The organism is Acuticoccus mangrovi, assembly GCF_016411865.1.
Taxonomy (GTDB): Bacteria; Pseudomonadota; Alphaproteobacteria; order Rhizobiales; family Amorphaceae; genus Acuticoccus; species Acuticoccus mangrovi.
Genome location: NZ_JAEKJA010000011.1, coordinates 141587 through 156468, shown reverse-complemented (window position 1 = coordinate 156468; position 14882 = coordinate 141587). Strand labels below are relative to the sequence as shown.

At 68.2% G+C, this 14882-nt stretch carries 14 protein-coding genes; 11 read left to right on the top strand and 3 right to left on the bottom strand.

The genetic code is table 11. The annotated features are described in order from the left end of the window. Window positions 1-8 precede the first annotated feature (8 nt). From JCR33_RS14525 to JCR33_RS14500, 6 genes are all read left to right on the top strand, one after another. Window positions 9-1658 (top strand): hydantoinase B/oxoprolinase family protein, encoded by a 1650-nt coding sequence (locus JCR33_RS14525; RefSeq protein WP_198882896.1) that lies wholly within the window; start codon window positions 9-11, stop codon window positions 1656-1658. After that, complete coding sequence (locus tag JCR33_RS14520; protein ID WP_198882811.1) at window positions 1655-2779, top strand: aminotransferase class V-fold PLP-dependent enzyme; 1125 nt, start codon at window positions 1655-1657, stop codon at window positions 2777-2779. The genes JCR33_RS14525 and JCR33_RS14520 overlap by 4 nt, the downstream gene beginning before the upstream one ends. A gap of 134 nt (window positions 2780-2913) precedes the next feature. Further along, window positions 2914-3696, top strand: a complete 783-nt coding sequence (locus JCR33_RS14515; RefSeq protein WP_198882810.1) for an ABC transporter permease — start codon at window positions 2914-2916, stop codon at window positions 3694-3696. 3 nt (window positions 3697-3699) lie between these two features. After that, window positions 3700-4473, top strand: coding sequence for an ABC transporter ATP-binding protein (locus tag JCR33_RS14510; protein WP_198882809.1), 774 nt, complete (start codon window positions 3700-3702; stop codon window positions 4471-4473). Window positions 4474-4542: 69 nt separating this feature from the next. Continuing rightward, entirely contained in the window at window positions 4543-5505 is a 963-nt protein-coding gene (locus JCR33_RS14505; RefSeq protein WP_211110312.1) for an ABC transporter substrate-binding protein, read from the top strand. 226 nt (window positions 5506-5731) lie between these two features. Continuing rightward, window positions 5732-6640, top strand: a complete 909-nt coding sequence (locus JCR33_RS14500; protein WP_198882807.1) for a LysR family transcriptional regulator — start codon at window positions 5732-5734, stop codon at window positions 6638-6640. 3 nt (window positions 6641-6643) lie between these two features. Here JCR33_RS14500 and JCR33_RS14495 read toward each other — a convergent pair whose 3' ends face one another. From JCR33_RS14495 to JCR33_RS14485, 3 genes are all read right to left on the bottom strand, one after another. After that, on the bottom strand, window positions 6644-7531 hold the full coding sequence (locus tag JCR33_RS14495) for a TauD/TfdA dioxygenase family protein (protein ID WP_198882806.1): 888 nt from the start codon (window positions 7529-7531) through the stop codon (window positions 6644-6646). 117 nt (window positions 7532-7648) lie between these two features. Beyond that, window positions 7649-8860 carry a homocitrate synthase/isopropylmalate synthase family protein gene (locus JCR33_RS14490; protein ID WP_198882805.1) on the bottom strand — a complete coding sequence of 404 codons (1212 nt, stop codon included), beginning with the start codon at window positions 8858-8860 and terminating at the stop codon, window positions 7649-7651. Further along, window positions 8857-10152, bottom strand: a complete 1296-nt coding sequence (locus JCR33_RS14485) for an alpha-hydroxy acid oxidase (RefSeq protein ID WP_198882804.1) — start codon at window positions 10150-10152, stop codon at window positions 8857-8859. The genes JCR33_RS14490 and JCR33_RS14485 overlap by 4 nt, the downstream gene beginning before the upstream one ends. Window positions 10153-10370: 218 nt before the next feature. On the opposite strand from JCR33_RS14485, the gene JCR33_RS14480 reads away from it, so the two are divergent. From JCR33_RS14480 to JCR33_RS14460, 5 genes are all read left to right on the top strand, one after another. Then, window positions 10371-11294 carry a LysR family transcriptional regulator gene (locus JCR33_RS14480; RefSeq protein WP_198882803.1) on the top strand — a complete coding sequence of 308 codons (924 nt, stop codon included), beginning with the start codon at window positions 10371-10373 and terminating at the stop codon, window positions 11292-11294. A 98-nt stretch (window positions 11295-11392) separates the two neighbouring features. Then, entirely contained in the window at window positions 11393-11986 is a 594-nt protein-coding gene (locus JCR33_RS14475; protein WP_198882802.1) for a glutathione S-transferase family protein, read from the top strand. A 45-nt stretch (window positions 11987-12031) separates the two neighbouring features. After that, complete coding sequence (locus tag JCR33_RS14470) at window positions 12032-13060, top strand: TRAP transporter substrate-binding protein (RefSeq protein ID WP_211110311.1); 1029 nt, start codon at window positions 12032-12034, stop codon at window positions 13058-13060. Next, window positions 13057-13578 (top strand): TRAP transporter small permease, encoded by a 522-nt coding sequence (locus JCR33_RS14465; RefSeq protein ID WP_198882801.1) that lies wholly within the window; start codon window positions 13057-13059, stop codon window positions 13576-13578. Before JCR33_RS14470 ends, JCR33_RS14465 begins: the two co-directional genes overlap by 4 nt. 16 nt (window positions 13579-13594) lie before the next feature. Beyond that, window positions 13595-14878: a TRAP transporter large permease gene (locus JCR33_RS14460; RefSeq protein ID WP_198882800.1), complete on the top strand. Its 1284-nt coding sequence runs from the start codon at window positions 13595-13597 to the stop codon at window positions 14876-14878. Window positions 14879-14882 lie beyond the last annotated feature (4 nt).

Below are 14882 nucleotides of genomic sequence, written 5' to 3'. Positions count from 1 at the left end.
AGATCCGCATGCAGGTCATGTGGGACCGTCTGATCTCGGTCGTGGAGGAGCAGGCGCAGACGCTGATCCGCACCTCGTTCAGTCCGACGGTGCGCGAGGCCGGGGACCTGTCGGCCGGCGTCTTCGACCTCGAGGGGCGCATGCTGGCGCAGGCGGTGACCGGAACGCCCGGCCACGTGAACTCCATGGCCGTCGCCATCGCGCCGTTTCTCGCGGAATTTCCGCTCGAGACGATGCGCCCGGGCGACGCCTACATCACCAACGATCCGTGGCTCGTCTCCGGCCACCTCCACGACATCACCGTCGTCACGCCGGCGTTCCTCGGCGATCGGCCGGTGGCCTTTCTCGCCTCCACGATCCACGTCGTCGACATCGGCGGGCGGGGGATGGGGCCCGACGGCGCCCAGGTCTACGAGGAAGGCTTCTACATCCCGGTGATGTATCTCGCCCGCGGCGGCGAGATGAACGACGACCTGCTGCGCCTCCTGCGGGCGAACACCCGCGAGCCGGCGCAGGTCGAGGGGGACGTGTTCTCCGCCTGCGCGGCGGGCGAGGAGGGTGCCCGTCGCCTGGTGGCGATGATGGAGGAGTTCGCCATCACCTCCATCGCTGGGCTGGCGAGCCACATCATCGACAGCTCCCGGAGCGCCATGGCGGCGCAGATCGCCTCGATGAAGCGCGGTCGCTATCGCCACGAGGTCACCGGCGACGGCTACGACGCGCCGGTGACGATCGCCGCGACGCTCGACGTGGGCGAGGACGGCATCACCGCCGACTTCGCCGGCACCAGCGGCGCGAGCAAGTTCGGCATCAACGTCGTCTACAACTACACGGCGGCGTACGTGACGTTCGCGATCAAGTGCGCCGTCGCCCCCGACCTGCCGAACAATTACGGCTCGATGCTGCCGATCCGGACCGTGGCGCCCGAGGGCTCGATCCTCAACGCGCAGAAGCCGTCGCCCGTCGCCGCCCGCCACGTCATCGGCCACATGGTGCCCGACGCGCTGTTCGGCTGCCTGCACCAGGTGGTGGCGGAAGGGATGCCTGCCGAAAGCTCGATGATGTGGAACCCGATGCTGCGCGGGCTGCGCCACGTCGATGGCCGCGCCCTGCCCTGGGAGTATTACAGCTTCCACTCAGGCGGCATGGGCGGCACGCCGGGCGCCGACGGCCTGTCGGCCACGGTGTTCCCCGGCGGCGTGAAGGTGGTGCCGATCGAGGTCGCGGAGACGGTGGCGCCGATCCGCTATCGGAGGAAGGAGTTCCGCCCGGACTCCGGCGGCGCCGGCCGGTATCGCGGTGGCCTCGGCCAGGTGATCGAGATCGAGAGCGCGACGGGCGACCCGTTCGAGATCCAGGCGATGTTCGACCGGATCGCCCATCCCGCGCTCGGCCGCGAGGGCGGTGGTGACGGGGCGCCCGGCGCGCTGCGCACGAGCGAGGGACGGCGCCTGCGCGGCAAGGGGCTCCAAGGCATCGAGGGCAGCGACGTCCTGGTGATGGAGCTGCCGGGCGGAGGCGGCTTCGGCGCACCGGCCGATCGCGATCCCGCGGCACTCGCCGAGGACCTCGCCGAGGGGCGCGTGAGCCGGGAGGCGGCCGAGCGCGACTATCCCGAGGCACTCGCCCGGCTCGAACGGGAAGGGCGCAAGGCGTGACGACCGAGACCGCCCTCTTCGACCCGGCCGCCTTCCGCATTCCGCCGGGCACCGCGCACCTCGCGGCGGGCGGGGAGACGCCCTTCCTCCACTCCCACGACGCGATCTTCGCCCGCTATGCCGACGACAAGAGTCGCGGCCTCGCCGGCCGCGAGCGGCTGAACGCGATGGCCGAGCGGGTGCGGGCGCGGGCGGCCGACTATCTCGGCGCCGACCCGTGCGAGATCGGCTTCGCCGGATCGGTCGCCGACGGCGTCGCCATCGCCGCGGCCAATGCCGGGTTCGAGGCCGGCGACCGGGTGGTCGTGGCGCGGCACGAATTTCCCTCCGTCGCCGTGCCGCTCGCGATGCGCTCGGACGTCGCGCTCGTCGAGGCGCGGAACCCCGACTGCGCCGCCTTCACCGAGGCGATCGAAGCGACCCCTGGCGGTCCGGTGCGCGTGATCGCCGTCTCCTACGTCTCCTATGTCGATGGCCGGCGCGTCGACCTCGCGGCGTTCCGCAGGCTCGCCGACGCGCTCGGCGCGGCGCTGTGGGTGGACTTCACCCAGTGCTCCGGCGTGCTGCCGGTCGACCTCGCGATCACCGACTTCGCCTTCTCCTCCTGCTACAAGTGGCTGCTCGGCACGACGAGCGCCGCGGTCTGCTACTGGAACAGGACGCGCCGGCCCGACTGGCGCCCGCGCGCGTCCGGCTGGGGCGGCCTCGTGCACAACGCGCCCTTCAAGCTCGACGACGCGGCCCTGCGCGCCCGCGACGATGCCGGCGTCTTCACCCGCGGCAACCCGGCGCACCTCGCCCTGATGATCCTCGAGAACGCGCTCGACTTTCTGGGCCGATTCGACGCCCTGGCGCTCGCTGCCCACGTCCAGGATCTCACCACGTCGCTGATCCTCGGGCTCGGCGAGATGGGGCTCGCGGTGACGACGCCGGCCGAGCGGGAGTGCCACGGCGCGAGTGTCTGCATCCGCCACCCCGATCCGCCGGCGGTGGTCGCGCGGCTCGCGCAGGACGGGGTGCTCGCCTGGGGCGGCCACGGCCGGGTGCGCTTCAGCTTCCACGGCTACAACCACGCCGGCGACGTGGCCCGGGCCCTGCGCGCCATGGCGGCGCTCGCATGAGCGGCGCCATGGCGGCGACGTCGCCGCCAGACCCCCACAGGCACGAGCCGGAGAGCGCCATGGTCGACGCCCCCAAACAACCGCCTGTCGCCGAGCCGTCGGGCGAACCCGCGCCGGCGGAACCGGCACGGACGATGCCACGCCTTCCCCGCAGCGCCGGATCGCTGATCGCCCTGGCGCTGCTCTTCGTGATCTGGGAGCTCGTCGTGCGGGTCGGCAACGTGCCGGCCTACCTGCTGCCGCCGCCCTCGACGGTGTTCCTGCGGATCTTCTCCGACCGCGACTTCATTCTCTACAACGCCGGTGTCACGATGATCGCCGTCACCGCCGGCTTCGCGCTGTCGATCGTCGTCAGCATTCCGCTCGCCGCCGTGCTCGCCCAGTACGCGTGGATCGAGCACACGGTCTATCCGCTGCTCGTCGCCTCGCAGACCATCCCCAAGGTCGCGCTGGCGCCGCTGATGGTGGTCTGGTTCGGCTTCGGGCTGACGCCGAAGATCCTGATCACCTTCCTGATCTGCTTCTTCCCGATCGTCGTCGACACGCTGGTGGGCTTCCGCTCGCTTTCCAAGGAGGTGCGCTGGCTCGCCAAGTCGATGGGGGTGAGCCGGTGGCACATGTTCACCCAGTTCCAGGTGCCGGCGGCGCTGCCCAACATCTTCGCCGGGATCAAAGTGGCGAGCACGCTGGCGGTGGTGGGCGCCGTGGTGGGCGAGTTCGTCGCCGCCGACAGCGGCCTCGGCTACCAGCTGATCGTGGCGAACGGACTGCTCGACGTCGAGTTGTCGATCGCGATCCTCGTGGTGCTGAGCGTTCTCGGCATCCTCGTCTTCGCGGTCGTCGACGTGTGCGAGCGGCTCGCCCTACCGTGGCACGTCTCGCAGCGCCACAACGACCTCGCCGCAGGGGGGCGCTGAGCCATGACCCGCGTCGTCATCGACAACCTCAGCAAGGTCTACAAGACCCGGCGTGACCGCATCCATGCCCTCGACCGCATCTCGTTGACCATCGGCGAGGGCGAGTTCGTCTCCGTCGTGGGTCCGTCCGGCTGCGGCAAGAGCACCCTCATGAGCCTGGTGTCGGGGCTGGAATTTCCGACGAGCGGCGAGGTCTCGCTCGACGGCGTGCCGATCAGGGCGCCGATCACCGACGTCGGCATCGTGTTCCAGACGGACGTTCTGCTCGAATGGCGCACGGTCCTGTCGAACGTCATGATCCAGGCCGAGATGCGCAAGCTCGACCGCGCCACCTATCGGGCGCGGGCCGAAGAGCTCCTGCGCACCACGGGGCTCGACGGGTTCGGCGGCAAGTATCCGCACGAGCTCTCGGGCGGCATGCGACAGCGCGCCTCCATCTGCCGTGCGCTGGTGCACGACCCGTCGCTGCTCCTCATGGACGAGCCGTTCGGCGCGCTCGATGCGCTGACGCGCGAGATGATGGTGCTCGAGCTGCACCGCCTGTGGCTCGCGACGCGCAAGAGCATCCTGTTCATCACCCACGACATCGAGGAGGCGGTGTTTCTCGCCGACCGCGTGGTGGTGATGACGCCCCGCCCGGGTCGGATCGCCGAGATCATCACCCCCAACCTTCCCGAGGCGCGCGACATGCGCATCAAGCAAATCCCCGAGTTCGGAGCCGCCGTGGGGCGTATCCGCACGATCTTCGAAGAAACCGGGATCCTGAAGACGATCTAACCCCAGCCCAACTCCCAACGACATTGGAGATAGACGACGATGCTAAACCGCAGAGCTTTCGGCGTGTGCATGGTGACGGCCCTCGCGCTGTCCGGCAGCCTCCCCGCCGCGGCGCAGGACCTGAAGGAAGCCACGCTGCGCCTGCCCTATACCTACAACGGGCATCGCTCCCCCTATCTCCTCGGCGTGGAGAAGGGCTTCTATGCCGAGGAGGGGATCGATCTCACCGTCCTTGAAGGCAAGGGCGTGTCGACGTCGATGCAGCTGCTCGCCGCCGGGCAGGACACTTTCGCCGTGGCCGAGCCGCCGGCGCTGATGCTCGCGGTCGAGAAGGGCATGCCGCTGACGCAGGTGGTGCAGCTCTACCAGACCAACCCGACCGCGATCGTCACCTGGACCGACCTCGACATCAGCGGCCCCGAGGGGCTCGTCGGCAAGACCGTCGCGGTGATCCAGGGCGATGCGTCCACCACGATGTTCTATGCGATGCTGAACAAGAACGGCATCGACCGCAACGCCGTGAAGGTGGTGGCGTCGGACGGCGGCACGCGCATTCAGAACTTCCTGTCGAAGCGCACCGAGGCGGTGACCGCGTTCGCGAACGACTCCGTCATCGGCCTGCAGGCGCTGACCGACGGGAAGACGTCCGACTTCCTCTATGCCGACTTCGGCATCGACACGATGGGCGAGGGGATCGCCGTCAACAACGAGACGCTGGAGAGCGATCCGGAGCTCGTCCGGGGCTTCGTCAAGGCGACGCTGCGCTCCTACGCCTATGCGCTCGAGCATCCGGAAGAGTCGATCGACGTCCTCGCCCAGTACTCCCCGAAGATCGACAAGGCGGTCGAGGTCGAGAAGCTGAAGGCGACGGCCGCGCTGATGACGGGTCCGGCGACCGAAGAGCACGGCATCGGCTGGCTCGACGAGGCGAAGCTCGCCGACGCCGAGGCCCTGATGCTGGAATATGGCGGCCTGAAGACGAAGTTCGACGACCTCTCCGTTCTCTACACCAACGAGTTCGTGCCGGACTGACGCCCGAGAGCGGGCGCCGCGCTCGTCGCCGGCGCCCGCTCGACCCCGCCGCGCCTGCGCCGTTCTCCCCGGCTCCCGTTTCGCGGTTGACGACGGCCTGCCGCGGTTGCGGGCGGGCGCCCTTCTAGGCTCTTAGTGAGCTCGCTCCGGTAGGACGACGCGGCCGTCGAAGCCGCCCGCCCGTCCGGCCGATGCGAGCGACGAGGGCGGAAACGGGAGGAGCCTGTTGGACCGGTTGCGCGAGATGGAGACGTTCCTGTCGGTGGAGGAGAGCCGCAGCTTCACCCGTGCGGCCCGGCGGCTCGGGGTCTCCCGCTCGACCGTCACCAAGATCGTCGCCGGGCTCGAAGCGCGGCTCGGCGTGCGCCTTCTCATCCGCTCGACGCACCACGTGTCGCCGACCACCGCGGGGCACATCTTCGCCGACGAGGCGCGGTCGATCCTGTCGCAGGTCGAGCGGCTCAATCAGAAGATCGGCGAGGAGCAGTCCGAGATCGCCGGGGTGATCCGCCTCGGCGCGCCGCCGTCCTTCGCCTCGGCCCACCTGTTGCGGGCGCTGCGGGAGTTTCGCGGCGAGCATCCCCACGTGAGCTTCGAGATCGCGCTCGACGACGGCTCCGCCGACCTTGCCCGCGAGGGGCTCGACTTCTCGATCCGCATCGCGCCGATCCTGCTCGACACGGCGCTGCTCGCCCGCCTGCTCCTCAAGGTGCCGCAGGTGATGGTTGCCTCACCCGCCTACCTCGAGGCACGCGGGATGCCGGCGACGCCCGACGATCTCGCCCGGCACAACTGCCTCGTCCACACGATCAAGTCGCCGGACCGGCTGTGGACCTTCGAAGACGGGCACAAGGTGCGCGTGGAGGGCACGATCAGCTCCAATCTCGGCGAGATGCTGCGGGCCTCGGCGCTCGCTGGGGAGGGGATCTCGATCCATCCCACCTACATGGTGAGCCACGAGCTGGAGAGCGGGGCGCTGGTGCGCGTGCTCCCGGACCACAGCCCCGAGGCGATGTCGATCTACGCCGTGTACGCGGAGCGGCGCTTCCGGCCACGCCGCGTGCTGGCGCTTCTCGACTTCCTCAGGACGTGGCTGCACGGCCAGTCGGACTGGTTCCTCCCGGCCGCGCGCTGAGCCTCACGCCGCGGCGGCGGCTTCGGCCATCACCTGGTCGGCCATCACCTGGCAGCGCTTGATCAGCCGGTGCTCTTCCGGCGTGTAGTCGGCGACCGCGTTGTGGATGGTGCCGAAATTGTCCCACATGAGGACGTCGTGCTCGGTCCACCGGTGGCGGTAGCGGTACTTGTCCTGCAGCTGGTGCTTGAACAGGAAGGCGAGGATCTCGTCGCTTTCCGCCTTGTCCATGCCGTCGATCTGCTCGGCGTAGCCCGGGTTGCAGTAGAGCACCTTCTCGCCGGTGATCGGGTGGTTCATGAAGATCGGATGCGACACCGGCGGCTTCTTGGCGCGCTGCTCGGGCGTGAGCGGCGGACGCTTGGAGCCCCGCTCGCGGCGCATCGCCTCCCAGAACTTGTTGAAGTCGTGGGTCGCGGTACGGCCCTCGAGCTTGGTCTTGAGCTCCTCCGGCAGGTCGAGATAGGCCTGACGCATGTTGCAGAACTCGGTGCAGCCGAGCGGCTCGCCGTTGCGCCGGGGAATCTCGATCCCGTAGAGCACGTTCGCGAACGCCATCTCCTTGGAATAGGACATGTCGGTGTGCCAGTCCTGGCCGGCGTCGGCGAGGCCGAGCGGCTTCCCGTCGACGACGATGTTCGACAGGATCATCACCTCGGGATGGCCGGGCTCCTGGTAGGCGTTGGCGACGTTGATCTCGAGCGTCCCGAAGCGGCTCGAGAACGTCTTGAGGTCTTCGGCCTCGAGATTCTGGTTCGGGAAGCTCACGACGCCGTAGCGGCCGAGAGCCTGCTTGATGGCCTCTTGATCCTCATCCGACAGCGGCTGCGAGAGGTCGATCCCCTCGATGCGCGCGCCGAGGGATTCTCCGGACGGGGTGATCTTCATCATGTCTCCTCCTAAGGGCGAAGGCGTCTTGTGGCGCCGGTCTTCGTCTCACCTATTCCGCGTGATGGTGCCCGAACAGGGCAAAAATTCGAACACCATTGTTTCAATTTTCGAACCAACTCACTCCGCGGCGACGGCGCCGAACTGGGCGAGCAGGTCCTTGAGCTCGTTGTTGGTGACGGCGCGGTGCTTCTGCGTGGCGATCACCTTCACCTCGTCGAGGAGGGCCTGGTGCTTGTCCTCGGGAAGCTGCATGCCGAGCACTTCCAGCTTGTGGGCGACGGAGACGAGGCCGCTCTTCTTGCCGAGCAGTATCTCGCGCGTCTGGCCGACGATCTCCGGCTTGTAGGCCTCGGCCGTGAACGGCTCCTTGAGGACGCCGGCGACCACCATGCCCGCCTCGTGGCGGAAGGCGTTGTCACCCACCACGGCCTTGTTCACCGGCACCGGGATGCCGGAGAGCTCCGACACACGGCGCGAGATCGCCCGCAGCATGTCGAGCTTCAGCCCGGTGCGGTAGCCCTCCAATACCTCCAGCGCCATCACGACGTCCTCGGTGGCGGCGTTGCCGCAGCGTTCGCCGAGGCCGTTGATGGTGCTCGACACGTAGTCGGCGCCGGCGCGCACCCCGGCGAGGGTGTTGGCGCAGGCGAGGCCGAAATCGTTGTGGCAATGGATTTCGAGCGGCAGGTCGGGGCCCGCCTTGCGGATGCGGGTGACGATGTCGGTGATCGCCTCCGGCAGCGCGCAGCCCGTGGTGTCGACGATGCGCAGCCGGTCGACGGTGCCGCTCTCGGACAGGGCGCCGACGAGCTCCTCCAGGAAGGCCGGGTCGGCGCGCGTCGTGTCGTACGGGCTGAAGATGACGGCGAGGCCCTTGTCCTTGGCGTAGCGGGTGAGGCCGAGCGCCTTTTCGAGATAGTCGGCGTTGGAGATGCCCTTCAGCTTGTAGGTCCGCTCCACCTCGCTGATCGGGAAGGAGAGGCGCACGCCCCAGGCCCCGAGTTCGTGGGCGAGGTCGATGTCCTTGGTGAGGCCGCGGCAGAGCACGCTGGTCTTCGCCTTGAAGCCGGCGTTGACGATGGCGGAGATCGCCGCGCGGTCCTCCTCGCTGCTCGCCACGGTGCCGGCTTCGATGTCGTAGACGCCGAGCTCGTCGAGCATGCCGGCGATCTCGAGCTTGGCATCGCGGTCCATCACCACACCGGCCTGCTGCTCGCCGTCGCGCAGGGTGCAGTCGGCGATGCGGATGGTGCGCTCGGAGGCGCCCCAGGTGTCGGAGGCCGGGTTGAAGGGGCTCGGCCACATGCCGTTCGCGGGGGGCTGGATCATGACACGGGGTCCTTCTCGTAATGGTGCTCGGGGCGCGCGACGGCCGGCGAGGCGTCGGCCTCGGGCAAGAGCGTGCGAGCGATGGAGGGGTCGAGGTGGGCGAGGAGGTCGCTCCTCGCGATGAGGTGGGGGCCGATGTCGGCGAGCCGCGGCGCGCCGAGGAGCTGCATCGTGCGGCCGAGCTCCTGGGTGAGGATGTCGAGCGCCCGGCGCGCGCCGACGGCGCCGCCGGCGGCGATGCCGTAGAGGAGGGAGCGGCCGAGCATGACGGCGTCGGCGCCGAGGGCGAGCGCCTTCACGATGTCGGTGCCGCGGCGGATGCCGCCGTCGAGATAGACCTCGGCGGCACGGCCGACGGCGTCGCGGATCTCGGGCAGGCAGAACAGCGTGGGCAGCGCCCCGTCGAGCTGGCGGCCGCCGTGGTTGGACACGGCGATGGCGTCGGCCCCGAGCGCCACGAGCCGGCGCGCGTCCTCGCCGCGGGCGATGCCCTTCACCACGAGCTTGCCGCGCCAGCGGTCGCGGATGGCGGCGAGGTCGTCCCAGTTGAACGACGGATCGTAGTTGCGGCCGACGGAAGAGGCGGTGGCGTTCACGTCGTTGACGTTGCCGAAGGCGGCAAGGTTCGCAAGCGTCGGCATACCGTTGCGCAGCGTGGTGATCGACCATTCGGGATGAAGCGCGAAGTCGGTCACGTTGCGCGGCGTGTAGCGGAACGGCACGGAGAAGTCGTTGCGATAGTCCCGCTCGCGGTTGCCGCCCACGGGCAGATCCACGGTGATGACGAGCGTCTCGAAGCCGGCCTTTTCGGCGCGGGCGATGAGCTCGGCGGTGATCTCGCGCCGGCGGAAGATGTAGCACTGGAACCAGCGTCTGCCCTGATGGCGCGCGGCGATGTCCTCCAGCGCGACGCTCGCCGTGGACGACATCGCGTAGGCAATGCCGGCAGCTTCCGCCACCTCGGCGCCGGCGTGATCGCCGCGCGGCCAGGAGAAGCCGCACGCGCCGTAGGGAGCGACGATGACGGGCAGCGCCGACGGGCCGTCGAGCAGCGTCGTCCGCATGTCGACGGTGGTGACGTCGACGAGCATCTTCGGCTGGAAGCGCAGCAGCTTGAAGGCGGCGGCATTGTCGGTGAGCGTGCGCTCGTCCTCCGCTCCGCCGTCGACGAAGTCGAACACGGAGCGGGGCAGCCGCCGACGCGCCGCCGCCCTGAGATCGGCGATCGAGCGGCAACGGGCGACGATCTTCCGCCTGCGGCGCGAGGCGCGCGGCGCGTCGGGTGGCGTCATTCCTCTCCCTTCGGCGAGCGCGGTCGGACTCGCGGCGCCAGGCCGCGTCGGCTCGCACATGTTTCGCGAAACATAACCGCAATGATCGGCGCGTTGATCACCTTGGATGTAGAAAAACGAGAAACACCGTGTTTCCGAAATCGAACTCGTCGCGCTTTTCGTTGCGTCCACGATCGTTTCGGTCTCTGACGTCGGTGGGAGGGATCGAGGCGAACGGGATGCAAGACCAGCGGATCATGGGACTGATCGCGACGTTTGTCGCCGTCGCCGAGCTCGGCAGTTTCAAGCGTGCCGCCGAGACCGTCGGCCGCTCGCCCTCGACCATCACGACCCAGATCAACCAGCTCGAAGCGATCCTCGGCGTGCGGCTCATCGTGCGCACCACCCGCCACGTCCACCTGTCGGGTGCGGGGGAGGAGTTCCTCGCCCGCTCGCGCCGCATCCTCAACGAGACCGAGCGCCTGATCCGCGACTTCCGCGGCCAGGGCGACACCTTCTCCGGCAAGGTCGAGCTGTCGGTGTCGCCGACCATCGCCGTCAGCCTGGTGCCGAAGGTCGTGGAGGCGCTCGGCATAGAGCATCCCGAGGTCAAGATCTCGCTGTTCGAGGGGTTGCGCGACGACGTCGTCAACTCGGTCGAGCGGGGGGCGGTCGACTTCGGCATCGGCCCCTACACCGACGTGCCGCCGACGCTGACCTTCGAGCGCATGTTCGAGCAGCTCTTCCACCTGATCCTGCCCGAAAAACACCCCATCGTGCGGCGGGGCTACGCGGTCGCGTGCGACTTGCGCGATCTCGATCTCTTATGCCCCGTCCCCGGCTCGACGGCCCGCACGGTGCTCGAAGAGCTCGCCCGCGAGGCCGGCATTCAGGTGGTCCCCCGCTACGAGACGCTGCAATATCCGACGCTCTATGCGCTCGTCGCGGGCGGCCTCGGCGCGACGGTGATGCCGGTCGTCGACCCCAACTTCCTCGCCGCGTCGCGGCTCGTCGCGGTGCCCTTCCGCGCCCGTCGGGTGTCGCGCAAGATCGGCGTCATCGCACGCCGCGGAGAGGCGCTGTCACCCGTGTCGGCGCTGTTCGTCAAGACGCTTCAGGAGACCGCCGCCCGCTATCGGGAACACTTTCAGCTGCACATCTGACAATTCAATTTTTTCGAATCATAGTTGCGATCTTTCCATTTGCCTAAACGCTGAGGCAGCGCATAGCGTTTCCAAAAAATGCCGGTGGGAGGCGGTTGATGAAACTTTACGTAACGGGGAACTCTCCGTACGCACGGAAGGTGAGAATCCTCGTTCGCGAACTCGAACTCTCGGATGAGGTGGAAGAGACCATCGTCAATCCGCGAGACGGGTCCTCCGGCTATTGGGAAACGAACCCGGTCGGTCGCGTCCCAGCACTCGACACTGGCGAGGTTGTGCTTACCGAATCCGATCTGATCGCGGTTTTTCTCGACCGTATCGGCGGATCACGTCTGGTGGCGCCCGCCTATGCCGACCCTGCGCGACTGGCACTCGTCGGCCTCGCCGTCGGCATCCTCGACCGCGGCCTGGCGGCCCGGGTCGAGAAGACGATGCGCACGCCGAGCGAGGAGGGCGCGCGCGTCATCGACATGAACCTCGCCGCTGTCGTCCGGGCCTTCGACGCTGTCGAAGAGCGGCTCAGCGACACGGCCGCCTTCGACTACGCTGATGTCGCCATCGCGGTCGCGTCCGAGTGGATCGCGCTGCGCCACGGCGAGATCGATCCGCACGACGGCCGGCCGGCGCTCGCCGCCCATTCGGAGCGCATGCGCGCGCGGCCATCGTTCGCGGCAACCCGCCCCATCGGCTGACCCACCAGTCCGCTCGAAAACCGAAAATCAGGGAGGATGAAACCCATGAATCCGACACGACGCACGCTCCTCAAATCCACGATGGCGGGCACCGCTCTACTCGCGATGCCGGCCATCGTGCGCGGCGCCTCCGCGGTGCAGCTCACCGTCATCAGCGGCAGCCCGCAGAAGCACGTCATCTCCGCAGCCGGCGTCGAGCCGTGGATGAAGAAGCTCACCGAGCTCACCGACGGCGCCGTCAGCTACAAGTACTTCCCGGCCGGCCAGCTCGCGCCGCTGAGGGGGCTGCTCGACGCGATCTCCGGCGGTCTCGCCGACGCCGCGCCGATTCCCGTCGGCTACGCCTCCGACCAGATGCCGCTCAACGGCGTGACCATGCTCCCCGGCCTCGGCAGCTCCGCCGGCGAGGTGATCAGCGCCTATGGTGCGGTGATCAAGGACGAAATGTTCGCCCAGGAGTACAAGAAGAACAACCTCGTCCCGATCTGGAGCCTCGCCTTCCCGCCCTACCAGTACGTGGCGACCGACGAGGCGGTGACGACGCTCGACGGCTTCAAGGGCAAGGTGATCCGCACCGCGGGCGGCTCGACGAACCTCGCGATCCAGGCGCTCGGCGGCTCGCCGGTCGACGTCGCCGCCGGCGACATCTACGTCGCCATGCAGCGCGGCACCGTCAACGCGACGATCTCGTCCTACCTCACCATCGAGGGCTACGGCATCGCGGAGCTGTGCAAGGCGGCGAGCCGCAACGGCTCGTTCGGCAACTTCTCCAACGTCATGTGCATCAACCAGTCCAAGTGGGATTCGCTGCCCAAGGACATCCAGGATGCGATGCTCGAGGCCGGCGTCTGGACGGAGGGCAACATCACCGACGTGATGAAGACCTCCGAGGAGACGCTCGCCAAGAAGTTCATGGACATCGGCATGAACGTATACAACTTCCCTGACGATCAGCTGGCGCTGATCAACGAGAAGATGAAGTCGGTGCAGCAGGAGTGGGCGGATCGCCTGACCGAACGCGGACTGCCCGGCGACAAGGCGCTCGAGACGTACACGGCGGCTCTCGGCGCATGAGCGAAACCACCGGCTTCATTGCCCCGGTCGACGGCGCCTTGCGCGCCGTCGAGAACCTCCTCGCCGTCATCGCGGGAGCCGTTCTCGCGGGTACGATGGTGCTCGTCACCACCGATGCGGTGTCGCGTCATCTCTTCTCCGCGCCGCTGACCTTCCAGTTCACGCTGACGGAGAGCTATCTGATGGTCGCCGGCATCGCTCTGGCGCTGCCGTGGGGCTACCGCGCGGGCGGGCGCATCCGCATCGCGCTCCTCCTCGCCACCTTGCCGCCGCAGGTCCAGCACCTCCTGTTCCGCATCGGCAACATCATCGCCCTGCCTTATCTCGCGGTGCTGTGCTGGCTGTCGGCGGAAAAGACCTACACCGCCTTCGCCAACCAGGAATACACGATGGGCATCATCGACTGGCCCGTCGGGTGGTCGTGGATCTGGGTCCCGATCGGCCTTGCCGTCCTCACCCTGCGAGTCTTCGTCGACACCTTACGGCCTGTCGTCGCCGCCGACCTCTCCGAACACTGACGGCGCAGAAAGCCACATGATTCTCATCGGAATCCTCCTCCTCATCGGGCTCCTCGTCATCGGCATTCCGGTCGCCTTCGCGCTCGGTGTCGCTGGCTCGGTCTCGCTCATCTTCATCGGCACCCCCCAGCTGATCCTCGGCCTGATGTCGAAGATCGTGCACGACACGGTGTCGAACTACGTGATCCTCACGATCCCCTCGTTCGTGATGATGTCCGAATTCCTTTCCGCCGGCGGCATCGCCGACGACATGATGATCGCCTGCAATCGCCTGATGCGGCGGCTGCGCGGCGGCCTCGCAATGGCGTGCGTGCTCGCCGGCGCGGTGCTCGCGGCGACGTCCGGTTCCTCGACCGCCTCGGTCGCGACCATCGCCCGCGCCGCCTATCCGACCATGAAGCGGCTCGGCTACGAGCCGGGGCTGTCGGTCGGCACCATCGCGATTTCCGGCACGCTCGCGATCATGATCCCGCCGTCGATCGCGCTCGTCGTCTACGGCATCCTCACCGAGGAGAGCATCGGCGACCTCTTCATCGCCGGCATCGGCCCCGGCATCCTGACCGCGCTCGGCTACGGCCTCACCATCGCGCTCGTCCTGTGGCGCCGGCCGCAATACGCGCCGCGGATGGAGGACGCCCTCGTCAACGCGGAAGGGAGCGAGCTGAAGCAGAAGGGCCGCGTCTGGCCCGTCGGCGTGCTCGTCGCCATCGTGCTCGGGGCGCTCTATTCGGGGCTTGCGACGCCGACCGAGGTCGGGGCGCTGGGCGCCGTCGGCGCGTTCGTCCTCTCCGTGATCCTGCGGCGTCTCACCTGGCGCGGTTTCGTCCAGGCGATCGGTAACACGCTGCGCACCACGGTGATGATCGTCACCATCATCTTCGGCGCGCTGATGTTCGGCTACTTCATGACCTACACGCAGGTCACGAACACGCTGCTCCAGCTCATCTCCACGTCGGAGGTGGGGCCGCACGTCGTCCTCGTCTGCATCCTGCTCGTCTATCTCGTCCTCGGGATGCTGATGGACCAGTTCGCGATCCTCGTGCTCACGGTGCCGATCTCCTACACGATCATCACCGGGCTCGGCTTCGATCCGATCTGGTTCGGTGTCCTGATCACCAAGACGGCGGAGATCGGGCTGGTGACGCCGCCGGTCGGGCTCAACGTCTTCATCGCCTCCGCGGCGACGGGCACGCCGACCAAGGTCGGCTTCCGCGGCGTCGCGCCGTTCGTGGCGATGGAGATCGTGCTGCTCGCCCTCCTCGTGCTCTTCCCCCAGATCTCGCTCTACCTCGTCGGCTGACGCG